The sequence below is a fragment of the Neisseria maigaei genome (assembly GCF_958267405.1).
GTDB classification, from domain to species: domain Bacteria; phylum Pseudomonadota; class Gammaproteobacteria; order Burkholderiales; family Neisseriaceae; genus Neisseria; species Neisseria bergeri.
In genome coordinates this window covers 17,065-38,430 of the sequence record NZ_CATQFT010000003.1, presented here as the reverse complement: position 1 = coordinate 38,430, position 21,366 = coordinate 17,065, and the positions used below count along the sequence as shown (strand labels likewise).

The 21,366-nt window shown below is 50.1% G+C and carries 28 protein-coding genes and 1 other RNA gene; 23 read left to right on the top strand and 6 right to left on the bottom strand.

Annotated elements, in window-relative coordinates:
• Positions 1–221 precede the first annotated feature (221 nt).
• From Q3O06_RS01970 to Q3O06_RS01925, 10 genes are all read left to right on the top strand, one after another.
• Complete coding sequence (locus tag Q3O06_RS01970) at positions 222–1,358, top strand: 5-(carboxyamino)imidazole ribonucleotide synthase (RefSeq protein ID WP_301817380.1); 1,137 nt, start codon at positions 222–224, stop codon at positions 1,356–1,358.
• A 46-nt stretch (positions 1,359–1,404) separates the two neighbouring features.
• Entirely contained in the window at positions 1,405–1,887 is a 483-nt protein-coding gene (locus Q3O06_RS01965) for a GNAT family N-acetyltransferase (protein WP_301817379.1), read from the top strand.
• 105 nt (positions 1,888–1,992) lie between these two features.
• Positions 1,993–3,048, top strand: a complete 1,056-nt coding sequence (locus Q3O06_RS01960) for a sulfate ABC transporter substrate-binding protein (protein ID WP_301817378.1) — start codon at positions 1,993–1,995, stop codon at positions 3,046–3,048.
• A gap of 5 nt (positions 3,049–3,053) precedes the next feature.
• Positions 3,054–3,239, top strand: a complete 186-nt coding sequence (locus Q3O06_RS01955; protein WP_301817377.1) for a hypothetical protein — start codon at positions 3,054–3,056, stop codon at positions 3,237–3,239.
• A gap of 389 nt (positions 3,240–3,628) precedes the next feature.
• On the top strand, positions 3,629–4,234 hold the full coding sequence (locus tag Q3O06_RS01950) for a Smr/MutS family protein (RefSeq protein ID WP_301817376.1): 606 nt from the start codon (positions 3,629–3,631) through the stop codon (positions 4,232–4,234).
• Between the two features lie 62 nt (positions 4,235–4,296).
• Positions 4,297–4,659: a transfer-messenger RNA gene (ssrA, locus tag Q3O06_RS01945) on the top strand.
• Positions 4,660–4,938: 279 nt separating this feature from the next.
• Positions 4,939–6,162, top strand: a complete 1,224-nt coding sequence (locus Q3O06_RS01940) for a tyrosine-type recombinase/integrase (protein ID WP_301817375.1) — start codon at positions 4,939–4,941, stop codon at positions 6,160–6,162.
• A gap of 54 nt (positions 6,163–6,216) precedes the next feature.
• Positions 6,217–6,987: a hypothetical protein gene (locus tag Q3O06_RS01935; protein ID WP_301817374.1), complete on the top strand. Its 771-nt coding sequence runs from the start codon at positions 6,217–6,219 to the stop codon at positions 6,985–6,987.
• Positions 6,988–7,120: 133 nt separating this feature from the next.
• On the top strand, positions 7,121–7,354 hold the full coding sequence (locus tag Q3O06_RS01930; RefSeq protein WP_030002182.1) for a helix-turn-helix transcriptional regulator: 234 nt from the start codon (positions 7,121–7,123) through the stop codon (positions 7,352–7,354).
• A gap of 123 nt (positions 7,355–7,477) precedes the next feature.
• Positions 7,478–7,732, top strand: a complete 255-nt coding sequence (locus tag Q3O06_RS01925; protein WP_118996886.1) for a helix-turn-helix domain-containing protein — start codon at positions 7,478–7,480, stop codon at positions 7,730–7,732.
• Here the strand turns inward: Q3O06_RS01925 and Q3O06_RS01920 are convergent.
• The 3 genes from Q3O06_RS01920 to Q3O06_RS01910 form a co-directional block, all read right to left on the bottom strand.
• On the bottom strand, positions 7,727–8,047 hold the full coding sequence (locus Q3O06_RS01920; protein ID WP_002234115.1) for a helix-turn-helix domain-containing protein: 321 nt from the start codon (positions 8,045–8,047) through the stop codon (positions 7,727–7,729). The genes Q3O06_RS01925 and Q3O06_RS01920 overlap by 6 nt on opposite strands.
• Positions 8,040–8,381 carry a type II toxin-antitoxin system RelE/ParE family toxin gene (locus Q3O06_RS01915; RefSeq protein ID WP_301817371.1) on the bottom strand — a complete coding sequence of 114 codons (342 nt, stop codon included), beginning with the start codon at positions 8,379–8,381 and terminating at the stop codon, positions 8,040–8,042. The genes Q3O06_RS01920 and Q3O06_RS01915 overlap by 8 nt, the downstream gene beginning before the upstream one ends.
• A 156-nt stretch (positions 8,382–8,537) precedes the next feature.
• Positions 8,538–8,738 (bottom strand): hypothetical protein, encoded by a 201-nt coding sequence (locus Q3O06_RS01910; protein WP_301817370.1) that lies wholly within the window; start codon positions 8,736–8,738, stop codon positions 8,538–8,540.
• 33 nt (positions 8,739–8,771) lie between these two features.
• Here Q3O06_RS01910 and Q3O06_RS01905 point away from each other — a divergent pair, with 33 nt between their 5' ends.
• The 12 genes from Q3O06_RS01905 (at position 8,772) to Q3O06_RS01850 (ending at position 16,684) form a co-directional block, all read left to right on the top strand.
• A complete protein-coding gene (locus tag Q3O06_RS01905; protein WP_301817369.1) occupies positions 8,772–9,098 on the top strand; it encodes a hypothetical protein in 327 nt (108 codons plus the stop codon).
• Positions 9,058–9,282: a hypothetical protein gene (locus tag Q3O06_RS01900; RefSeq protein WP_301817368.1), complete on the top strand. Its 225-nt coding sequence runs from the start codon at positions 9,058–9,060 to the stop codon at positions 9,280–9,282. Before Q3O06_RS01905 ends, Q3O06_RS01900 begins: the two co-directional genes overlap by 41 nt.
• 156 nt (positions 9,283–9,438) lie before the next feature.
• Positions 9,439–9,660 carry a hypothetical protein gene (locus Q3O06_RS01895; RefSeq protein WP_301817367.1) on the top strand — a complete coding sequence of 74 codons (222 nt, stop codon included), beginning with the start codon at positions 9,439–9,441 and terminating at the stop codon, positions 9,658–9,660.
• Positions 9,657–9,842, top strand: a complete 186-nt coding sequence (locus Q3O06_RS01890) for a polyribonucleotide nucleotidyltransferase (RefSeq protein WP_070440650.1) — start codon at positions 9,657–9,659, stop codon at positions 9,840–9,842. The genes Q3O06_RS01895 and Q3O06_RS01890 overlap by 4 nt, the downstream gene beginning before the upstream one ends.
• Positions 9,839–10,891, top strand: a complete 1,053-nt coding sequence (locus tag Q3O06_RS01885) for a primase-helicase zinc-binding domain-containing protein (protein ID WP_301817360.1) — start codon at positions 9,839–9,841, stop codon at positions 10,889–10,891. Before Q3O06_RS01890 ends, Q3O06_RS01885 begins: the two co-directional genes overlap by 4 nt.
• A 105-nt stretch (positions 10,892–10,996) precedes the next feature.
• Positions 10,997–12,739, top strand: a complete 1,743-nt coding sequence (locus Q3O06_RS01880; protein ID WP_373323483.1) for a DUF927 domain-containing protein — start codon at positions 10,997–10,999, stop codon at positions 12,737–12,739.
• A gap of 617 nt (positions 12,740–13,356) precedes the next feature.
• Entirely contained in the window at positions 13,357–13,695 is a 339-nt protein-coding gene (locus Q3O06_RS01875; RefSeq protein ID WP_301817357.1) for a type II toxin-antitoxin system RelE/ParE family toxin, read from the top strand.
• 98 nt (positions 13,696–13,793) lie between these two features.
• Complete coding sequence (locus Q3O06_RS01870) at positions 13,794–14,009, top strand: helix-turn-helix domain-containing protein (RefSeq protein ID WP_301817355.1); 216 nt, start codon at positions 13,794–13,796, stop codon at positions 14,007–14,009.
• Positions 14,010–14,334: 325 nt separating this feature from the next.
• Positions 14,335–14,703, top strand: coding sequence for a type II toxin-antitoxin system RelE/ParE family toxin (locus Q3O06_RS01865; protein ID WP_003754749.1), 369 nt, complete (start codon positions 14,335–14,337; stop codon positions 14,701–14,703).
• Positions 14,700–15,011: a helix-turn-helix domain-containing protein gene (locus tag Q3O06_RS01860; RefSeq protein ID WP_025458333.1), complete on the top strand. Its 312-nt coding sequence runs from the start codon at positions 14,700–14,702 to the stop codon at positions 15,009–15,011. The genes Q3O06_RS01865 and Q3O06_RS01860 overlap by 4 nt, the downstream gene beginning before the upstream one ends.
• 909 nt (positions 15,012–15,920) lie before the next feature.
• Entirely contained in the window at positions 15,921–16,106 is a 186-nt protein-coding gene (locus Q3O06_RS01855) for a hypothetical protein (RefSeq protein WP_234403402.1), read from the top strand.
• A 233-nt stretch (positions 16,107–16,339) separates the two neighbouring features.
• The gene (locus Q3O06_RS01850) at positions 16,340–16,684 is read left to right on the top strand and encodes a DUF2513 domain-containing protein (RefSeq protein WP_301817525.1); all 345 of its coding nucleotides are present in this window, start codon (positions 16,340–16,342) and stop codon (positions 16,682–16,684) included.
• A 52-nt stretch (positions 16,685–16,736) separates the two neighbouring features.
• On the opposite strand, the gene Q3O06_RS01845 is transcribed toward Q3O06_RS01850, so the two are convergent.
• The 3 genes from Q3O06_RS01845 to Q3O06_RS01835 are packed head-to-tail and all read right to left on the bottom strand — an operon-like array spanning position 16,737 to position 19,665.
• Positions 16,737–18,191 (bottom strand): LutB/LldF family L-lactate oxidation iron-sulfur protein, encoded by a 1,455-nt coding sequence (locus Q3O06_RS01845; RefSeq protein WP_301817353.1) that lies wholly within the window; start codon positions 18,189–18,191, stop codon positions 16,737–16,739.
• The gene (locus tag Q3O06_RS01840; protein ID WP_301817351.1) at positions 18,188–18,889 is read right to left on the bottom strand and encodes a LutC/YkgG family protein; all 702 of its coding nucleotides are present in this window, start codon (positions 18,887–18,889) and stop codon (positions 18,188–18,190) included. The genes Q3O06_RS01845 and Q3O06_RS01840 overlap by 4 nt, the downstream gene beginning before the upstream one ends.
• On the bottom strand, positions 18,886–19,665 hold the full coding sequence (locus Q3O06_RS01835; RefSeq protein ID WP_301817350.1) for a (Fe-S)-binding protein: 780 nt from the start codon (positions 19,663–19,665) through the stop codon (positions 18,886–18,888). Before Q3O06_RS01835 ends, Q3O06_RS01840 begins: the two co-directional genes overlap by 4 nt.
• 282 nt (positions 19,666–19,947) lie before the next feature.
• On the opposite strand from Q3O06_RS01835, the gene Q3O06_RS01830 reads away from it, so the two are divergent.
• Entirely contained in the window at positions 19,948–21,354 is a 1,407-nt protein-coding gene (locus tag Q3O06_RS01830; protein WP_301817524.1) for an MFS transporter, read from the top strand.
• The last annotated feature ends 12 nt before the right edge of the window (positions 21,355–21,366 follow it).

The window sequence follows — 21,366 nt, the reverse complement described above, 5'->3', positions numbered from 1 at the left end:
GCCGTCTGAAAATCCAAACAATAAGCAGCAATCGTTTGATTAAAACAACTACCTTTACCGTGTCATTCCCACGCAAGCGGGAATCCAGAAATTTGAAATGACAGGAATCTCTAAATATTTCCGAAAGATTGAAGCCTAAATTCCCGCCTGCGCGGGAATGACGGATTAACAGTTTCAGATGACCAGAAATAAACAGCAGAACACAGATAAATTAAGACGCTATGAACAAATCCCCCATCCTCCCACCCGCCATGCTCGGCATCCTCGGCGGCGGTCAATTAGGCAGAATGTTTGCCGTTGCCGCCAAAACCATGGGCTACAAAGTAACCGTACTCGACCCCGATTCGGACGCGCCGGCGGCGGAATTTGCCGACCGCCATTTGTGCGCGCCGTTTGACGATGAAGTAGCTTTGAAAGAATTGGCAAAATGTGCGGCAGTTACCACCGAGTTTGAAAACGTCAATGCCGACGCAATGCGCTTTTTGGCAAAACATACCAATGTTTCCCCGAGCGGCGACTGCGTTGCCATCGCGCAAAACCGCATTCAGGAAAAGGCGTGGATACGAAAAGCGGGATTGCAAACCGCGCCGTATCAAGTGGTTTGCCGTTCAGACGACATCAGCGAAGCAAGCGCGCAATTTTTGCCCGGCATCCTGAAAACGGCTACGTTGGGCTACGACGGCAAAGGTCAAATCCGCGTCAAAACGGTGGATGAACTCAAAGCCGCGTTTGCCGAACACGGCGGCGTAGATTGCGTTTTAGAAAAAATGGTGGATTTGCGCGGCGAAATTTCCGTTATCGTATGCCGTCTGAACAATGACAACGTGCAAACCTTTGACCCCGCCGAAAATATTCACGAAAACGGCATCTTGGCTTATTCCATCGTCCCCGCGCGGCTGAGTGCCGACGTACAACAACAGGCGCGGCAGATGGCGCAACGCTTGGCGGACGAATTGGATTATGTCGGCGTGTTGGCGGTGGAAATGTTCGTCGTCGGTGATACACATGAATTAGTCGTCAACGAAATCGCGCCGCGTCCGCACAATTCCGGACACCATACGCTGGATGCCTGCGCCGCAGACCAGTTCCAACAACAGGTACGCATTATGTGCAACCTGCCGCCTGCCGACACCAAATTATTATCGCCTTGCTGTATGGCGAATATTTTGGGCGACGTTTGGCAGGAAGACGGCGGCGAACCGGATTGGCTGCTCTTGCAAAGCCGGCCGGACGCGCACCTGCACCTTTACGGCAAAAAAACCGCGCGCAAAGGGCGGAAAATGGGACACTTTACCGTTTTAACCACCGATTCGGACACCGCATTTCAAGAAGCAAAAAAACTGCATCAGTCCCTATAATCCGACCAACGGCACAGATGCCGTCTGAAGCCGCCGACATACCGCCATGAGCCTGCTGACACTGTTACGCCCCGCCACCGTGCAAGACTGCAAAGACATCTTCACAGTCCACCTGCACTCCGTCCAATACACCTGCATCCTCAGCTACAACGAACACGCCCTAAAAGTATGGGAAGGTCTGCTCAATACAGACAGCTACCTACCGACCATTTCAGATCCCGATAAAGCACTTTGGGTCGCGGAATATAAAGGCAACATTCAAGGCTTTTTCCAAATCGACTGTCGAGAAGCACAGCTTGACGCACTTTACGTCCACCCCTTGTTCCACAATCTGGGGCTGGGTACTTCGCTGCTTCATCAGGCAGAAACTATTGCCCGCCAGTCCGGTCTGAGTTTCCTAAAACTCTATGCCTCACTCAACTCCATCCCGTTTTACCTCATCAACCGCTACGAATCACTTGGTTCCGCAATATTGCAGCTTGACTCAAGCATCAAAATCAAATGCGAACTGATGCGAAAACACCTCTGACTACTCCTTATAACCAAAACTGATAATCTTCAAATCAAACATTATTTCCACAAACACCAATAGCCGTATAGAGTTGCCGTATCCACCAACCGACAGGATACGCACATGAAAACCTACGCACCGGCACTCTATACCGCAGCCCTGCTCACCGCATGCAGCCCCTCTGCAAACCCAGATAATCCGTCAGGGCAAAATATCCCGGCAAATACCGAATCCAACGGTAAAACCATCGCCCTGCTCAATGCCTCATACGATGTAGCACGGGATTTCTACAAAGAATACAACCCATTATTTATCAAAGAATACCAATCCAAACATCCCGGCACATCCGTCAGCATCCAACAGTCCCACGGTGGTTCCAGCAAACAGGCATTATCCGTAGCCAACGGCCTTCAAGCCGATGTCGTCACCATGAACCAATCCTCCGATATCGACCTGCTTGAAAAAAAAGGACTGGTACAAAAAGGCTGGAAACAAGCCCTACCAGACCATGCCGCCCCCTACACCAGCACCATGGTTTTCCTTGTCCGAAAAAGCAATCCGAAACAAATCCACGACTGGAACGACCTTGCCAAAAACGGTGTTAAAATCGTCATCGCCAATCCCAAAACCACAGGCAACGGACGCTATGCCTTCCTCGGCGCGTACGGCTACGGCTTGAAAGCAACCAACGGCAACGAACAGGAAACCCAAAAACTCGTTGCAGCCATTCTCAAAAACATCCCCGTTTTTGAAAACGGAGGACGCGCCGCCACCACCACCTTCACACAACGAAACATCGGCGACGTACTCATCACTTTTGAAAACGAAGCCAACTACGTCAGCAAAAAACTGACCCAAGGACAGTTTGAAATCGTCTATCCGAGCTACACCATTTCCGCCGAAAGCCCCGTTGCCGTCGTCAACAGCGTCGTCGCGAAAAAAGGCACGCAAAAAGTCGCCCGATCCTATCTTGAATACCTTTGGAGCGAACCGGCGCAAGAACTCGCCGCCTCACTCTACCTGCGCCCGCGTAATGCCGAAGTATTGGCACGGCACAAAGCCGACTTCCCGGACTTAGACACCTTCTCTCCCGAAGAAAAATTCGGCGGCTGGGAAAAAATCATGAAAACCTACTTCGCCGACGGCGGCGTATTCGACCGCCTGACCGCACAAAAATGACCACTATGCCGTCTGAACCGCCTTTCAGACGGCATTTCACACATCAAAACAGAAAAACCGCACCCAAAATCATCATCACAAGACACAATGGCAAACCAGATACAAAACCCAACACCGCCGCCGAAATGCCGTCTGAAGCCGTCGGCGCAACCATCCTTATCTGGGACGCGCTTCATCAAAGGGGCGCATAACTTTTCTTAACCATCCCTTTTGACAGCCAAATAAACAGTGCTTTTGCCTGTCAGAAACAAAACCAATATTTTGCGGTTCGTATCGGAACATTTATAAAACATCAGATTTCCGTATTTCGCGTTTCCGGCAATTCAAAATTGGCAAAACCATTAACCTGCTTCGCAAGGCAGGTTTTTAAAACTTTATCAGGCGTTCGGGCATATCGGTTCGACCGGCCCGCATTTCCGGCAATCAACACTGCCGACGGTTGCCGCATTTCTTTTTGATATACAATCACACTTTCAAAAAACATACGACGGCAACAAAATCATCCTCCCCCGATTGGCAAACATTCCGGCAAATTAAAACCCCGCCCGAAACAGCCATCGGACAAATAACAGGAAAAAATATGAATACCGACTTCCAAAACATCCTCAAACAACTGGGCAAACAGGCCAAAAAAGAAGCGGCAGAAAAACAGGCAGCCGAAAAAAACAAGCAAAAACAAGAACAGGATTTCGATTTTTCACAAGCAGTCGGACAAGTCTCCCCATTAAAAACCCGGCAGCAATATTATGCGCCGCCCGACAAAACCCCCATCAAAGTCCGTCCCAAAGACAACCGCGCCGACGAAGAAAACTACTTCTACATCGGCAGCACATACAACGACCCACCCGCCAGCTTCAGCAAAAACGGACAAGGAAAAAACGACATCCAACGCCTGAAAAACGGATACTATCCCGTCGTTACCGATGTCGACCTACACGGCTACACCCAAGAAGAAGCCCAAAAAGTCCTCAACGAATTCATCGAGTTCACCCAAAAACGCGGTGTATGCGGAGAAATCATCCACGGCAGCGGATTAGGTTCCAAAGGCTATACACCCGTACTCAAAAACATGACCCGCAACTGGCTGATGCAGCACCCAGAGGTACTTGCCTATGTCGAACCGCGGGAAGGCAACGACGGCTGCGTCCGCATCCTGCTCAAACGCAAATTAAGGCAGCAAGACTGACAAATTTCTCCGACAGACTTGGCAGCACCGCACAATATCCGTATAATTTGCAAACCATTTCTGGGGGCGACCTTGGTTTCGACGGGGGTTGCGAAGCAGATGCGGGCATACCGGGATCTCAGATTCCCGTAAAACACTGAATTCAAATAGTCGCAAACGACGAAACTTACGCTTTAGCCGCTTAAGGCTAGCCGTTGCAGCAGTTGGTCAATGGGCTGTGTGGCGAAAGCCACCGCAACGTCATCTTACATTGACTGGTTTCCTTCCGGGTTACTTGGCAGGAAATAAGACTTAAGGTAACTGGTTTCCTGAAGGCCTGTTGGTCGGCATGATGGAAATAAGATTTTCAAATAGACACAACTAAGTATGTAGAACGCTTTGTAGAGGACTTTCGGACGGGGGTTCGATTCCCCCCGCCTCCACCATACCCTATTTTCAGCAGTATCCTGCAATACGCATAAAGCCTTGAAATTCAACAGTTTCAAGGCTTTTTTGTTACCTTGAATATGCTGGCGTATGCTTGAGTTTTCGCAATTTATGGGGTAACTTTTGGGGTAACTTTTCAGGAATTACCCTAAAAAAATGCCTTAAAAATGCAAAAGGCATGACCCATTTTTTAAAAAGGTTACCCCAAACTTAAATGGAAGCCTTTATTTATAAGGCTTGCAGCTTTCCAAACAAGTTACCCCAAAACGGATAAAAAAATGCCAAAACCGACATTACCGCTAACAGATAGCCAATGCAAAAAGCTACAACCCCCTAACCAGTTGTCAGATGGCGGCGGCTTGTATCTTCAAGCAAGGGGAAACGGTAAATACTGGCGTTTCCGCTATTACCGCCCAGGCGACAACAAGCGCGATGAGATGCGGCTTGGCATTTATCCCGATATAAGCCTGAAAGAAGCAAGAGAAAAACGCGAAGAATTACGCGGGCTGATAGCAAAAGGGATAGACCCTAAGCTACACCAGCAAGACAAAGCACAGGGGCAGGAAGAGCAGCTAAAAAACACATTTGAGGCTATTGCGCGCAAATGGCACAGCGACCAAGTGGCAAAGCCGAATAAATGGAAGCCAGACCATGCACAGAGGGTTATACGCAGCCTTGAGCTTCATATTTTCCCTGACCTTGCAACACGCAAAATAGACGAAATCATGCCGCTTGAGGTTTTAGGACTGTTGCAGAGGCTGGAATCGGCGGGGAAATATGACACGACACAAAAAGTTTATGACGTAGTAAACCAAGTTTTCAAATATGCCGTAAAACTTCGTTTGAGCCTGTTCAATCCCGCCGCTGAATTGCGGGGGGAGTTGGCACAGGTGGAGCAGAAACATTACCGAACCATTACCGACCCCGAAAAGATAGGCGGGCTGTTGCGAGCCTTAGACGGCTACACGGGCAGCCCGCAAACGCGGGCATTGCTGCAACTTTCCCCCTATGTTTTCGCCCGCCCGTCCGAATTGCGTTTATTGCGCTGGTGTGAAATCGACTGGGAGGCGCGGCAATACCGCAAAGACGGGGAGGAGATGAAAAACGGGATAGGCCACATTGTCCCATTGAGCCGCCAAGCCATAGCGATACTGGAAGGTCTGAAGCCCGTAACGGGGCATCATGAATTTGTGTTTGCCAACATCGGCAGCAAAAAGCCCTTGAGCGAAGGGGCGGCACGCAAAGCCTTGGCACGGATTGGCTTCCTAGACCAAATCACGCCGCACGGCTTCCGCCATATGGCCAGCACGCGCCTGAATGAGATGGGCTTCAATTCCGACTGGATAGAGCGGCAGCTTGCCCACAAAGACCCCAACACGACAAGGACGGCCTACAACCACGCGGAATACTTGGAGCAACGCGCCGAGATGGTGCAGGCATGGGCGGATTATCTGGACGGCCTGAAGGAGCAATCAGGCATATTGCGAAAGAATCAATCTTAGGCCGTCTGAAAACAAACATTTCAATTTTTACGGTGAATTTTTATAGGATTTGCAATGAATAATGAATCAGCAATTCTCAAATATGCGGCTATGAATCCTAAATATTCAGGTTTATACAGCATCAAGAACAGCCCTGAATTTGAAAAAGCATTAGGGGTTTTTAGTTTTTATGCCGAAAAAGTCCTTCGCAGAACTTTTTATAGTCTTACTGTGAAAGATAGAAAGTGCACTATTTCTTGGGAGCAAAAAAGTACGGCAGAGCTTGAAAATATCGAGCGGGAATGTGATGAGGCTGTAAAAAGATATAAGAAAGAAGTTGGGGAAGTGTATGATTATAGAGGGTATATTATTCACCCTATAACTGAAGGTTTGTTTTTTGAACAACCTTGGGAAACGTTGGTAGAAATGCAGCATTTTTTCACCACAAAAGCTATTTTTGATTATGTAACAGGATTTGATGGCTTTAGTTGTGAGGAAAAATTTTATGAATTTCAGTCTATTGCAATTTTGATAACCGATTCTATTGAATTGATAGGGTTGGAAGCGGAGGCCGAAGAAATCGGAATAAGAGCCCGTATAGAAAACGCCCGAAAGGCAGGGCTGGCCAAGCAAAGCCGCTATGAAAAGGCCGGCACGATAGCCGCCGTAAACAAACTGCTGGAAGAGAAAAAGGAAATGTTGGATAAACGGGGAGGGAAAGCTGAATTAACCCGCTTGATTATCCGCAAAATTGAAAACGATGAAATCAATGCCCCCGATATTCCGACCGAAAAAACCGTTATGAAGTGGATATCCAATTTCCAAAACAGGAAGTCATCTAGCTGACTTCCTGAAATTAACACGTTATTACCTGAAATCAACATGTTACTTCCTAGAAGCCGCCCACAGAGGCGGCTATATTTATGCCTATCGAAACGCCAGCACCACGCAGGCAAGACCAACCAAACGGAGGCGATAAATGCACATTATCAATATCGACAGCTTACCCGATACCGCGCAATTAACTATTGCAGAACTTGAGACCAGCCAAGCAAAAGGACGGCGCGGAATCACACGCTTAAGCGGAAGCCAAATCAGACGGCTGGAGGCAGCAGGACAATTCCCGCAATCACGCCTGATTATCGGCACACGCAGCCGCTTTTATGTAGCAGGAGAAGTGAAGAAATGGCTTGCAGAACAGGCAAGCCAATAGGAAGTAAAACAGAGTTTTAGGAGCAATACGCGCGCGCGCGATAGATAAGCAGACAGATTAATTTATCGGGCAAAACAAAGCCGCCAAAACGGACATTCAGGCGGCAGAAAGGGGAAACCGACGATGAAGCATGATTGTACCAACGACAAGCCCAAAACGCCAAACCAAAGACAGCGCATTTTAGCCCGATTGAAGCAGGGCAGCGTTACCTCATGGGAGCTTACCCAAATGGGGATACTTTGCTACAACACGCGCATTATGGAGCTTCGCCAACAGGGGCATAACATCGTTACCACAATGGAGGAAATCCAAAACCAATTTGGCGAAACCGTGAAGCGCGGGCGGTTTTCGCTGGTGTCGGAGGGTAGGCAATCATAGCGCGGCAATCGTCTTAAACGTTTTAGGCGATTTTTGCACCATACGCAGCAATAAGGCGGCTTGGGGGTTCGGGCGCGTTTTGCCTTGTTCCCAGCCCTGATATGTACGGACGGAGCAACGGAGTTTGCGGGCAAAGACCGCTTGGGAGAAATTCAGGCTTTCGCGAATGGCGCGTATTTCTTCAGGAGAAATGGCAGCCGCCCCGTTTTCGGGTATTTCCGCTTCTATTGCCCGCAATGTGATTTTCCCTTGCAAATATTGTTCGGCGGCTTCCAAGCCCTCTTTCAGTTCTTCAAACAAATTGCGTTCAGACATCGTTATTTTCCTTGAGCTTATGGAGCAGGGCGGAAAGTATCTTCCTTTCACTTGGCGATAAATCGTCTTTGACGTTTTTGCCGTAAACAGTGAACAAAAGGAAAACGGCACGGCTGGCCGCCCAATAGTAGATAACCCTAGAGCCGCCCCGCTTGCCCTTGCCGCGCTTGGAATCGGCAACGCGGATTTTACGCAGACCGCCCGTCCCTTGTATTACATCGCCTTTTTCGGGATTTGCCATCAATTCATTTTGAAAGGCGCGGTATTCCTCACTGCTGAAGTAGTCAGCACGGAAACGTTCAAACGGCGGCAGTTCGACAAATACGGCTTTCATTAAAAGCCCCTTTGAATGAAAACCAAATCATACGCGCAAAGCGTATAGAAAGGCAACGCCGCACGGCTTCCAATGCACGGCAACGAGGCATAACGTGATTTAATAGTAAATGGAATCAGCGGCTTGTAAAAATGCCGTCTGAAAAGTATTTACAAATCAGGATTGAGAAATTAGATTGGAGTTTCTCTCTAAAATCGTATAGCCCAAAATCAGCAGGGTAAACGCTGATTTTTTCACGCCATAATTTCCCCTTATGCCGCGTTTCAGACGGCATATCCAAGTTATGGCGGTGTGTGGTAGCAGCAATGCCCACGCCTGACTATACGCAGGAGAGAGCACCGCCCCCTTTTCGGGCATTTCTCAAATCTCAAACGTATAGGAGCATTTAAAATGCAATCTTGCACTTCTACCCAAATCCAAACCATTCAAAATCAAGCCCAAACGGTAACCATCCCCTTAGAGCTGGCAAACCGCATTATGGATGCGCTGTACTACGGCGGCGAATTTATCGCCAATACGGGCGCAATCATCGACACCATTTGCGACAACATGGCCGCCCATCACGTCCACAATACCCCCATAAGTGCGATCAGAAGCACGGCACGCCTTGCCACAGTCATTCAAACCCTAGTCCCCCATGCGGAAAACTTGGAATCTTTCGATTTGTCATCCGAGCTTGCGGGATACATTCAAACTGACCCTGTCCCCGCGCCCTGACGATTCAGACGGCGGCGGCTACATCTGCAACCAATGCACCCCCAAAGGCGGCAGCGGTTTTGACCTACTGACGTTGGTGTTTGGTTACAGCTTTACGGAATCTGTAAATCAGGTTTCCGCCCTGCCTGGGCTTTCAGACGGCCTGAAAGAATGGGCTACTTACAGCGTAACCAAAGCAGATTAAGCCCTCTTATTCCCTGAAATTTACCCGCCTTTATGCCGCCTATTTTTAGGCGGTAGGGGCAAACTCAAACCTATTTTTTAGATAACACATTGAATTATATATGTTTGAGGGTTCGGGTTTATGTTTATTCCGAACATTGGCACAGGAGAAAAAGCCATGAGACAAGACAACAGACCGCGCAAAACGCCATACGCAGGGGCGGCGGTTTTCCTGATTTTCGGTTTTGCCTTTGCAGGCATGACGCACCACGCCCCCGAAAACCACGCGGCGGATATTCCGCCCGCCGTTGAGACGCAGCCGCAAACGCCCGCGATATGGGAGACCGACCCGATGGCTGGAATTGTTTTAGAGCCGGTATCAGAGGAGGCAGAGCAATGAAAACCATCATGGATAAGCTGGCAAACCAACTAAACAGCAAAGAGAAAGCAATCGCAGCGGTGGACGTTGTAAGCACTATCTTGCTGATTGTGAATGACGGAGCAAGCCAAAAAGAGGCGATTCATACCGTATCAGTCATAGCCCGCGAAGCTATGGACAGATTCGAGGAGGTAGGAAAATGAAACCGACTTATCAAGACATTAAAGCCGCCGCGCAATACCGCTGGCAGGAGATACACGCCGCTATCGGCATAGACCCTAAGTTTTTACGCAACAAACACCAGCCTTGCCCCGCTTGCGGCGGTAAAGACCGCTTTCGATACGACGACAAGGACGGCAAAGGCACATTCATTTGCAGCCATTGGGAGAACGGCGCGGGCGACGGTTTCGGGCTGGTGATGCACTACCTGAACTGCAATTTTGACGAAGCATTACGCACCGTAGCGGGCGTTTTGGGCTTGGACGACACAACCCCCTTACCGATACCGCCAACGCGCCCACAGCCTCAACCACGCCCCGAAAAAGACCATATCGGCAAACTTGCCGCATTGTGGGACGGAGCAGAACCGTTAACGCCCGATTGCCCCGTTGTCCAGTATTGGGCATCACGGGGCTTAAACGCGGCATATCCCCCTGAAAACATCCGCCATCACGCAGGCATGGAATATTGGACGCAGGGGGAGGACGGCAAACCGCTGTTTATCGGGCGTTTCCACGCGGCAATAGCGGCTTCCACACGCGGCGGCACTGTTTGCGGCTTGCACATTACTTACTTGGAAGCACAACGGGGCGGCGGCTTTGCCAAAGCGCGGATTAAGCACCCCCAAACGGGCGAAGCCTTGCCCGCCAAGAAAATGCGAAGCCGCAAACAGGGCGCAATGACGGGCGGGGCTGTTTACCTGTTCCCCGTCCCTGAAAACGGGCGGCTGATGGTAGCGGAGGGCATAGAGACCGCCTTAGCCGCGCGTGAGCTGTTCAACGCCCGCGATTGGGGCTTATGCGCCGCCCTAAGCGCAAACGGCATGAAGCGGCTGGAGCTTTCAGACGGCATTAAAGAGCTTGCCGTTATCGCAGACCACGACGCACCGCGCCCCGTAGGGGAAACGGCGGCATTAAGCCTGGCAAAACGCGCCCAAAGCGGCGGGATAGCCGTCCGATACTGGATAAGCGGCACGGCAGGCTATGACGCGCTGGACGAATTGAACGACCGCAAACGCAGCGGCAAGGCGTAAAAAATGCCGTCTGAAAAACAGGCGGCAATGGATTATTTATCAAGCGGAAACCAAACGCGGAAAACCGCGAAAGGCAACCAAACCCATACAGGAGATTTTAACACTATGTGTAAAGATGTAAAGCCGAATTTCACAGAAGAAGCCGCCCCGTTGGGCGATATGTCGGAATTTGCCGCGCCGTTTGCACAGCCGCGCTATGACGTGGACGGCACGGGCGTGTGGTATATCGGCGTTAAGACCGACAGGGAGGGCAACACGCAGGAAGCCACGCCCGTAAAACTATCATCCCCCATCGACATCATAGGCAGGGGCACGGACAACGACGGCGCATATTACCGCGTGATACGCTGGCAGGACACCAACACACGGCGAACCAAAACCGCCGCCATCCCGCAAGCGGAAATCGGCACGGTTCAAGGCTGGCAGCGTTTGCAGTCTTACGGCTTGGCTGTCTTATCGGGCAGGGTTAAGCGTGAGCGGCTTTCCGACTATTTGCAGACGCAGGGCAGCGGCGATATTTACACCATTACCGACCGCGCGGGCTGGCACGGCAACGCCTATATCCTGCCCAGCGGGGAAACCATCACGGCAACCGACAAAGACCCCGCCATCATCTACAACGGCGACACCAGCCAAGCAAAGGCATATCAGCCAAACGGAGAGCTTACCGACTGGCAACAAAACATAGCCCGATACGCAGCAGGAAACAGCCGTCTATGCCTGGCATTGGGCGCGTCCTTTGCCGCCCCCTTACTTTCCCTGTTAGACGAAGAATCGGGCGGCTTTCACTTAATGGGCGATTCTTCAGACGGCAAGACCACAGCCGCAAAAGCAGCCTTAAGCGTATGGGGCAAACCATCGGGCAGCCTGATAACTTGGAGCGGTACAAAAATAGGCTTTTCCAACACAGCCGCCGCCCGCAATGATGGCTTGCTGGTGTTGGACGAAATCGGGCAGGCAAGCCCGCACGTTATCGGCGATACCGTTTACAGCGTTATGAACGGTATCAACAAAGTGCAAGGCGCAAAACAAGGCGGAAACCGTGCTTTGACCCGCTGGAAAGTGATGATGTTTTCCACCGGCGAAAAGACCCCCGATTCCATCCTGAAACACCACAAAGGCGATTGGAACGCAGGACAAGCAGCCCGCCTGCCCAGTATCAGAGCCGCCGCCCGATACGGTATTTACGACACCTTGCACGGCTTCGAGAGCGGCGCATTGTTGAGTGAGCATATCGCCCAATCAGCAGATAAATATCACGGAACGGCAGGAAGATTATTTATCCGACAGCTTTTAGATGAGCTGGAACAAACCAAGCAGCAGGCAACAGAGCGCATAGCCGCATTTATGGCAACCATTCCCGAATTATCAGGACAGGCGCGAAGAGTAGCAAAACGCTTTGCCCTTGCCGCCGCTGCTTTGGAGCTTGCCGCCCCTGTTACCGGCTTGCCCGTAGGTGTAGGCATGGCAGGCGTGAAACAATGCTTTGATGAATGGCTGGAAGCCAACGGAGCAGGAAAACACGAAGACCGCCGAATCATTGAGCAGGCAGAAGATTTTATCGCCCAGTACGCATTAGGCACGCGGTTTATGGAATGGAGCGATAAAAGCACCAATAAAGACCATGCAGGATATAGGAAACAGGAGGGGGAAAAATTGGAATTATGGGTAATCCGCCGTGTCTTTGCCGATGAAATCGCCCAAAGTTTCGATGAATCAAAAGCCTGCCGTGTATTGGCGGATAACGGGTTACTGAAATACAACCACAAGAACAAAGGCTACCAACACCAGCGGAAAGGTAATGGCTGGTTTCATGTTTTAGCTACAAGTATAGAACTGGAAGACTAAAATACTAACCAAGCCCGCCATGATCGACACAGGCGGGCTTTTTTTACGTCCAAACATCAAGCAGACCAACCAAGAAAGCATAAAATCGACAGGAAGCCCCTAAATCTCAAAAATTAGAGCCATTCACCCCCCTGCCCTATACCTACCCCTACCCAAACAATGAAACACGCTTACAGCGTAAATTTACCCTATTCCCGCTATGACCGACAAAGACAGACGAGGGATAAATAATTTCGACACCAATACGCGCGCGTAAATAAAATCCCTATGCGCGAGGCAAAATCATTTGTTACCTTTGTTACCACAAAACTTTACATTTATAACCATATGAATATCAATATAAAAATACAGAAAAAATGGTAACAAATGAACATAAATTTACTTGTTACCGATTTGTTACCATTTGTTACCCCTTTATATTCATATGGTTACATCCAAAAAACAGGGGCGGTAACAAACGGTAACAAGGTTAAGATATGTGTTTTGTTACCGTGAAAGCCATGACCGGCAAGGCTTTCAGCCATTGGTAACAAAGGTAACAAACGATTTTGCGTTTTTTTGTATATATACGGTTTTTATTCTTGCCCCTTACTGCTTATTTGTATAAAATTTGATACATGAACAAAGAAAAGCCCATAGAATGGCGTGATACATCACTGGAAGACCTTAAAACATTCCCGCTTGAGGCGGTAAAGCATTTCGGTTATGAGTTGGGGTTAATCCAAAATGGCTTAGAGCCGACAGACTTTAAACCGATGATTAGTCTTGGCAGCGGGGTTATGGAACTTAGAAAACGTTTGCCCGATGGAGCGTTTAGAGTGGTTTATGTAGCCAAGTTTGAAAAAGCCGTCTATGTATTGCACAGCTTCCAAAAGAAGAGCCAAAAAACCGCCCCGAAAGACACGGCAATCATCAAGAGCCGATATAGGGCATTGATACAGGAGATAGCAAAATGACATCAAAAACCACGCATATTACGCCTGTTGGTGGTAATGTTTTTGCTGATTTAGGATTTTCCTCCGATGAAGCCGCAAAACTTAAGGCACATAGCGATATGATTATCAGAACCAAGTTACAGCTTGCCGAAAGCATCAGCGAATGGATAAAAGAGCGGAACTTGAAACAGGAGCAGGCGGCGGAAATCTTCAACACCAGCCGCCCCCGTGTTTCCGACTTGGTAAACGGCAAAATCAGCAAGTTCACGATAGACGCACTGTTAACCATGCTTGCCAAGACGGGGAAAACCGCCGAACTGAATATCAGAGCATAGCGGAAAGCCGCCGAAAACATCCCCGTATGACCGACAGGCACGGGGATTTTTCACACCCATACAAAGCCAAAACGCACGGAAACGCGCCAAATTTGAGCAGGAATGGCGGTTAAACCGCTTGGATAGACACAGACATAGATAGACTGCAAAACGCGCTAAAAACGAAAATTTGAGCCATTGAAAGCGATTGATTAAAAAAATAATCAAGTTAGCCGCTGGTGTTTCAGACGGCACAAATGCAGAAATTGCGAAGTATAAAAAAGGCGGCTTGCCGTGTTTTGTTCTACTGTATATAATACTTAGCATGATACGAAAGCAGTAGAAAATGAAGATTTACAAATACCGAGCTTTTGAAAAATTTGCCAAGAAGCACAAAATCAGTGATTCCGAGCTGCTGGAAGCGGTAGAGCGGGCGGATAACGGGCTGATAGACGCAGACCTTGGCGGCGGCGTGATTAAGCAGCGCATAGCGCGGCAAGGGCAAGGCAGACGCGGCGGATATAGGAGCATTATTCTATTCAAACGCGGGGATAAGGCTTTTTTTGCGCATGGCTTCGCAAAGTCAGAGCAAGAAAACATCAGCGTGCAAGAAACGATTTTCTTTAAAGCATTGGCAGCGGAAAGCCAGTCATTGAACGACGGGCAGATAGAGAGCCTGAAACAGAAAAAGCAATTAACGGAGATAGAATCATGAAATACAAAAGCCCCGTAAGTGAGAGCATCCACAGCATAGCAAGCGCATTACACGACATCGGCGTAATCGACAAAAAGACCATGCGCGATTTTGACAAATCATGTCTGACCGAAATCAAGCCGTTAAACGGCGAAGATATTAAGGCAATCAGGGAGAAGGAGGCACTATCGCAAGCCGCCTTTGCTATCTACCTCAACGTGGGGAAAAACCATGTTTCAGCATGGGAGCGGGGCGTTAAAAAGCCAAGCGGCGCGGCGTTGAAACTGCTTACCATCGTTAAAAACAAGGGTATCGAAGCCATCGCATAGCCGATTGTATAGGGTTAATCTTAAACCACACAGAGCCGCCGAAATAAGGCGGCTTTTCCATGCCGTGCAGAAACTGACCGGCACAAAAAACCGCTTGCCGTTTTTTTGCCGTTTTTCAGATACTGCATGGCGGCAATATGGCAGTTATTAAATTTTGCTTAACAACTGGTAACACTAAAATACCCCTTAAGGCAAACACCAGCCCGCAAGACGGCGCGTAATTGCTGGTGTTGCAATCAAACCATATTTCACAGCTTGGCAGAAATACCCAAAAATATTTTTGCCCATGCCAAACAAACGGCTTAAACTGGCAATCTGACAAAGAGGAAAATAGTGTCAAAAAATACCCTACCAAGCGATTATGGGGTAACTTTTGGGGTAACTTTTACTAAATATAAAAATGTGATTCTATTTAAATCAATAAGTTAAGTTTAAAGTACGGTTGACCCCGCCTCCACCATACCCTATTTTCAGCAGTATCCTGTAATACGCATAAAGCCTTGAAATTAAACAGTTTCAAGGCTTTTTTGTTGCCTCGGATACGACGAGCTATACCTGAATTCTCATCATTTATGGGGGAAGCTTGCCACAAGTTACCTTAAAACAGAAGAAAATGCCAAAGCCAACATTACTGCCGACAAATCGGCAATGCAAAAAGCTGCAAGCTTCCAGCCAATTATCAGGCTGTTACACACTTTTGTGCTTACACAAGCTATCCGCAAACACGCACCCTGTTGCAGTTCCCCCCCATGTATTCGCCCACCCGTATGAATTGCGCCTATATATGCTGGTATGAAATCAACCGGGTGGTGGGATAATACTGCAAAGACATTGTTGCGGTATGTGTTATCATTGCCGCAAGAACAGCGGGATAAAGTCTGCTTATTGATAAAAATATCGGAGTAGGTCATGCCGTCTGAACTGTATGTCAGCCGAGAAATAAAAGTATTTTTAAGTAGGAAAACCGCCCCGTCCGAATTGTTCGACTATCTGTCGGCTGGAATTGACAGGGAGGCAGCCGAGCAGATGCAGAGCGAGTTGTGGGCAGCGTATTTTCGATTGCGGATTTGTCCGTGTGTGCGAATGGATACTTGAGGCGGCTGAAAAGTCCGAGTGGGTCAAACCGTACAAGTCCGATTTGAAAACCGCTTCGGAAGCAGACCTGGGATTAAAATCCGCATAACTAAAAGACCGTCTGAAACCGTTTCAGACGGCCTTTAAAACATCTTCAAGGATAAAAAGTGAAACGCGACTGGGATTTGATACGCCATATCCTGACCGAATTGGAAAATAAACCCAACCCCGACCGCTGACTCGTTTCCACCTGTATCGAAGGTTGGACAAAGGAAGAAGCCGCATATCATCTGTGGCTCTTGATACAGGACGAACTGATTGCGGGCAAATGCAACCGCGATCAGCAGGGCAATGGGTTTGCCTGTTACAGAATCCGCCTGACGTGGGCGGGGCATGATTTTCTCGCTTCCATCCGCAGCGATACGGTTTGGCGGCGTATACGCAGCCTGTTGAAGGAAAAGGCGGTGGATTTGTCGTTTGAAGCCACCAAAGCCGCCGCGCTGAAACTGTTGGAGGTGCGAATGCAAGGGTTTGAACGGCGGCATGGCAATGCCGCCCTACGGCTGTCGGAAGCCGACCCAAAATTCAAAGCCGAATAACCAAGCAAATGCCGTCTGAAAAGATTTCAGACGGCATTTCATACACAATCGCTTATGCTTTTTCTTTTTGGCGCATTTTTTCCGCCATCAGTTCGTGCAGGGTTTTCTTCGCCGGTTTCATCGGTACGCGGTTTTGCGTCCAACCCAACTGTTTGCGCGGGGTCAGGTTGCGGAACTTGGTGGCTGCCCAACCGAAGGCGCGGTAGGTTTTGCTGCCGCTGAAAATACCGTTGAATGTGCGCCACGCCATTTGTTCGCCGAAGGTATGCGATGCGCCTTGCCCTCGGATGGGGTGCGGCACGGTTTCGGTCGGCGAACGTTGCGCTTCAACGCGCAAACGCTGCATTTGTTCGGTAATCGGGATGCGTACCGGACAGACTTCCACACACGCACCGCACATGGTACAGGCGGTCGGCAGGTCGCGGGTGGCATCCAGACCCAACAGGTGCGGGGAAATAATCTCGCCAATCGGGCCGGGATAGGTTGTGCCGTATGCCGCGCCGCCGATGCGGGTATAAACCGGGCAATGGTTCATACACGCGCCGCAACGGATACATTGCAGGGTGCGGCGCATTTGGTCTTCGGCATAAGCCTGGCTGCGGCCGTTGTCGAGCAGAACCAAGTGCATTTCCTGCGGGCCGTCTAATTCCTCACTGCGGCGCGGGCCGGTAATCATATTGAAATAGGTTGTGATGTTCTGACCGATGGCGGAACGCGGTAGCAGGCTGTACAAGGGTGGGATGTCGGACAATTTCGCCACCACTTTTTCAATACCGGTAATAGCGATATGCACGGGCGGAACGGTGGTACTCAAGCGGCCGTTGCCTTCGTTTTCGACCAGACACAGCGTACCCGTTTCGGCAACGGCGAAGTTTACGCCGCTCAAACCGACATCGGCAGTGCTGTAAATATCGCGCAGAGCTTTGCGGGCGAAGCCGGTCAGTTGGTCCACGTCGTCTGTAAGCGGTGTGCCGAGGTTTTGGTGGAACAGTTCGCTCACCTGTTCTTTGGTTTTATGGATTGCGGGCATCACAATATGGGTCGGTTTTTCGCCTGCCATTTGGACGATAAATTCGCCCAAGTCGCTTTCCACCGCTTTAATACCTTTTGCTTCAAGATAATGGTTCAGCTCGATTTCTTCGCTGACCATTGATTTGCCTTTGACCATCAGCTTGCCGTTTTTGGCAGTAATGATGCCGTGGATGATTTCGCAGGCTTCGGTCGGAGTTTCCGCCCAATGTACTTTCACGCCCAACTTAGTCAGGTTTTCTTCCAGTTGCTCCAGCAGGGCGGGCAATTTGGACAGAGAACGCTGACGGACGTGTTCGCACAAATCACGCAGGCTTTGCAGCTCTTCTTCGTCGGTCAAAACGGCTTTGCGCTTGGTCATCAGCATATCCATCGCGGTACGCAGGCTCTTACGCAAAGGCTTGTCTTGAAGGGAAATTGCGGCGTTTTGTTTGAAAGTTTCCGGCTTCATGTGGAACTTGATGGTTTGCGTAGTCATGCGTTTTCCTCCAAATCGGCAGGGGAAATGTGGTCAGGCAGGATGGCGAGAATGACCAAATCACGCGGACCGTGCGCGCCGTAAGCAAGCGTCAATTGGATATCTGCGGTTTTGGACGGACCGGAAATCAGGAAAACATTGGTCGGCATACCGTTTTCCACCAGTTTTTCGCCTTCGACAGCGTTGTGAAATTCGTTATACATTTTTGCCGTATCAAACAGGCAGAAATGCACGGGCGGAACAAGACTCAAAGTACGCGGCTCTTCGGGGCTGGAAAACAGCATCAGCGTACCGGTACGGGCGATGCCGCATTGCGCGCCGCTGAAGCCCGCATCGATGTTCGCGAAGAACTCGGTTTTCCAAGTATCGATTTCACGCTCGAAAGCAATCGGTTCGATATTGCTGTCCACCAACGCGGCACGGGCGATTTGTCCGTGCTCGGTTGCGAGAGGCAGAAGGATGTTTTTCAAACCCTTGCCTTCTGCCGCTTCGCGGAAAACCTGCATCCAATTGCTTTTCGTCACCCAATAGATTTCGGTTTTGACCGCGCGCATTGCGGCAGCCCAATGTTTCAAACGCTCGGCTTCGCTGTCCCAGGAAACACCCTTTTCGCGGTAATAATCGAAAACCGCAGGCTCTTCCATCGGCAAGGCATCGGCTTTTTTCAGTTTTGCCAAAATATTTTCGCGCGCGCTCATGCTTTACCTCCGGTGCGTTCCAACAGGAAGGATGCGATATGTTTCGGACGCGGCATATCCGGCTCGTCCTTGGCGATTTTGCCGCCGATGTTCATCATACAGCCACAGTCCGCGCTGATGATTTCGGTCGCACCGGTTTCTTTCAGCGCGGCGACTTTGTCCGTAACCATCGCGCCGGAAATATCGGCTTGTTTGACGGAGAATGTACCGCCGAAGCCGCAACATTCGCTTTCGTGGTCGTGAACGATACGTTCAACGTTTTTCATGCCGTCAATCAACTGCCAGCCCGAGAGATGGACATTCATTTCGCGGCGGGCGGCGCAGGAAGTGTGAACGGCGACTTTGACTGGCTCGCCTTTGTCTTCAGGTTTATAGCCGATGGCAAGCAGGAAGTGGGTAAACTCGATGATGCGGCCGGCGCAATCCACAGCCCTTTCCTCGTACTCGCTGCCTTTAAACAGCGTCGGCCAATGGTGTTTCATCATACCGCCGCACGAACCGGACGGCACGACGATCGGCCACTCCTCGGGGAAAAGGTCGAGTTGCGCTTTGGCGACATCAAAGGCTTCGGTCGGATGGCCGGATGAATAGGCAGGCTGGCCGCAGCAGCTTTGCGCCATCGGGAAATGGACGCGTATGCCCTGCTGCTCGATTAGGGTAATGGCATCCATACCGGCTTCGGGCATAAAGAGATCGAGGACGCAGGTGCCGAAAAAATAGACATCTGTCGGATTGCTGTCGTATCGGATGATTTTTGGGGGAGTGGTTGCGCTCATTTTTTTGATAACGGGAAACCCGTTTTTTTCTGTAGAAAGGTAAGCGTTTACTTTAAGTAATTGACTGTTGTGGGTCAAGTCTAATTTTAAAAAATAATCCGGTTTTTTTTACAAACTGCCCCATAACGCTTACTGTACCTTACTCTGATAATTTTCGATAATAATTATCATTACAATAAAATGCTGATTCGTTTGCTTGTGAACATTCAGGACGCCGACTCTGACGGCATTCAGACGGCATCTGAAAACGATAATGGCACAAGGATGGGGTACAATCGCCCTATGGAAAAAAACACCCTATCCGCCCGCGCACCATCCCCTTGGCTGCCGCTTCTGCTGGCAATTGCCATTTTTATGCAGATGTTGGATGCGACCATTTTAAATACCGCACTGCCCGAAATTGCCGCCAACCTGAACGAATCGCCTCTGGATATGCAACTGGCAGTCGTTGCCTATACGCTGACGGTTGCCCTGCTGATTCCTTTGAGCGGTTATTTGGCGGACAAGTTCGGAACGAAAAAAGTCTTTTTCGGTTCGATTGCCGTTTTTATGCTCGGATCAGCATTGTGTGCCGCATCGGGTTCGCTGTTTGAATTGACGCTTTCCCGTGTCGTTCAGGGCATCGGCGGTTCGATGCTGGTTCCGATACCGCGTCTGACCATCTTGCGTGTGTACGACAAGTCTAAGCTGCTCAACGCCATCAATTATGCGGTCATGCCTGCACTGATCGGCCCTGTGTTGGGACCTTTGGCGGGCGGTTATCTGGTCGAATACGCTTCGTGGCACTGGATTTTCCTGCTCAACCTGCCTATCGGTCTGCTGGGGTTTATATTGGGACGCAACATCATGCCCGATGTCAAAGGCAACGATACCGCTCTGGATTTCAAAGGCTATCTGACCTTTTCCGCTGCCGCCTGCCTGCTGCTGCTTGCGGCAGAAAGCCTGTCGCACGCGCTGCCTCCGTATTTTGCACTGTTGCCGCTGTGCGGCGGACTGCTGTTTGCACGCCGTTATTTCCGACATATGAAAACCGCGTCCAAACCGATTTATTCCGCCGACCTGTTTCTGATACGCACTTTCCGTCTGGGACTGGCGGGCAATCTGTTCAGCCGTCTCGGCATCAGCTCGATTCCTTTTCTGATGCCCCTGATGTTTCAAGTCGCTTTCGGCTTCGGCGCAAGCCTGTCGGGTTGGCTGGTCGCACCCGTCGCCCTGTCTTCGCTGCTGGTCAAACCGCTGATTGCACCGCTCATGAAACGTTTCGGCTACCGCACGGTACTGCTTTGGAACACCAAGCTGCTTGCCGCCTTCATCATGCTGCTCGCCCTGCCTGACGGAAACTCGCCGCTGTGGATTTGGATTTTCCTCTCGCTGGCGATCGGCGCGTGCAACTCCCTACAGTTTTCTGCCATGAACACACTGACCCTCGCCGATTTGCGCCCGCAACAGACCGGCAGCGGCAACAGCCTGATGGCGGTCAACCAACAGCTTGCCATCAGCATGGGCATTGTTGCCGGCGCATTAATCCTTAAAAACTGGACATTTCTGATACCGGCTTCTTCAGGTCTGCATTCCGCCTTCCGTATGACCCTGCTCAGCATCGGCGGCATCACCCTTGCCTCATCGCTGGTATTCAATCGGCTGCACGTTTCAGACGGCACCAACCTGACACGGAATACACCGTCCTGAAGCGGTCCGCAC

Bases quoted from the DNA above. Each gene is read 5' to 3' on its own strand.
- Q3O06_RS01970 (WP_301817380.1), top strand. From the start codon at position 222: ATGAACAAATCCCCCATCCTCCCACCCGCCATGCTCGGCATCCTCGGC.
- Q3O06_RS01965 (WP_301817379.1), top strand. From the start codon at position 1,405: ATGAGCCTGCTGACACTGTTACGCCCCGCCACCGTGCAAGACTGCAAA.
- Q3O06_RS01960 (WP_301817378.1), top strand. From the start codon at position 1,993: ATGAAAACCTACGCACCGGCACTCTATACCGCAGCCCTGCTCACCGCA.
- Q3O06_RS01955 (WP_301817377.1), top strand. From the start codon at position 3,054: ATGCCGTCTGAACCGCCTTTCAGACGGCATTTCACACATCAAAACAGA.
- Q3O06_RS01950 (WP_301817376.1), top strand. From the start codon at position 3,629: ATGAATACCGACTTCCAAAACATCCTCAAACAACTGGGCAAACAGGCC.
- Q3O06_RS01940 (WP_301817375.1), top strand. From the start codon at position 4,939: ATGCCAAAACCGACATTACCGCTAACAGATAGCCAATGCAAAAAGCTA.
- Q3O06_RS01935 (WP_301817374.1), top strand. From the start codon at position 6,217: ATGAATAATGAATCAGCAATTCTCAAATATGCGGCTATGAATCCTAAA.
- Q3O06_RS01930 (WP_030002182.1), top strand. From the start codon at position 7,121: ATGCACATTATCAATATCGACAGCTTACCCGATACCGCGCAATTAACT.
- Q3O06_RS01925 (WP_118996886.1), top strand. From the start codon at position 7,478: ATGAAGCATGATTGTACCAACGACAAGCCCAAAACGCCAAACCAAAGA.
- Q3O06_RS01920 (WP_002234115.1), bottom strand. From the start codon at position 8,047: ATGTCTGAACGCAATTTGTTTGAAGAACTGAAAGAGGGCTTGGAAGCC.
- Q3O06_RS01915 (WP_301817371.1), bottom strand. From the start codon at position 8,381: ATGAAAGCCGTATTTGTCGAACTGCCGCCGTTTGAACGTTTCCGTGCT.
- Q3O06_RS01910 (WP_301817370.1), bottom strand. From the start codon at position 8,738: ATGCCCGAAAAGGGGGCGGTGCTCTCTCCTGCGTATAGTCAGGCGTGG.
- Q3O06_RS01905 (WP_301817369.1), top strand. From the start codon at position 8,772: ATGCAATCTTGCACTTCTACCCAAATCCAAACCATTCAAAATCAAGCC.
- Q3O06_RS01895 (WP_301817367.1), top strand. From the start codon at position 9,439: ATGAGACAAGACAACAGACCGCGCAAAACGCCATACGCAGGGGCGGCG.
- Q3O06_RS01890 (WP_070440650.1), top strand. From the start codon at position 9,657: ATGAAAACCATCATGGATAAGCTGGCAAACCAACTAAACAGCAAAGAG.
- Q3O06_RS01885 (WP_301817360.1), top strand. From the start codon at position 9,839: ATGAAACCGACTTATCAAGACATTAAAGCCGCCGCGCAATACCGCTGG.
- Q3O06_RS01880 (WP_373323483.1), top strand. From the start codon at position 10,997: ATGTGTAAAGATGTAAAGCCGAATTTCACAGAAGAAGCCGCCCCGTTG.
- Q3O06_RS01875 (WP_301817357.1), top strand. From the start codon at position 13,357: ATGAACAAAGAAAAGCCCATAGAATGGCGTGATACATCACTGGAAGAC.
- Q3O06_RS01870 (WP_301817355.1), top strand. From the start codon at position 13,794: ATGATTATCAGAACCAAGTTACAGCTTGCCGAAAGCATCAGCGAATGG.
- Q3O06_RS01865 (WP_003754749.1), top strand. From the start codon at position 14,335: ATGAAGATTTACAAATACCGAGCTTTTGAAAAATTTGCCAAGAAGCAC.
- Q3O06_RS01860 (WP_025458333.1), top strand. From the start codon at position 14,700: ATGAAATACAAAAGCCCCGTAAGTGAGAGCATCCACAGCATAGCAAGC.
- Q3O06_RS01855 (WP_234403402.1), top strand. From the start codon at position 15,921: ATGCCGTCTGAACTGTATGTCAGCCGAGAAATAAAAGTATTTTTAAGT.
- Q3O06_RS01845 (WP_301817353.1), bottom strand. From the start codon at position 18,191: ATGACTACGCAAACCATCAAGTTCCACATGAAGCCGGAAACTTTCAAA.
- Q3O06_RS01840 (WP_301817351.1), bottom strand. From the start codon at position 18,889: ATGAGCGCGCGCGAAAATATTTTGGCAAAACTGAAAAAAGCCGATGCC.
- Q3O06_RS01835 (WP_301817350.1), bottom strand. From the start codon at position 19,665: ATGAGCGCAACCACTCCCCCAAAAATCATCCGATACGACAGCAATCCG.
- Q3O06_RS01830 (WP_301817524.1), top strand. From the start codon at position 19,948: ATGGAAAAAAACACCCTATCCGCCCGCGCACCATCCCCTTGGCTGCCG.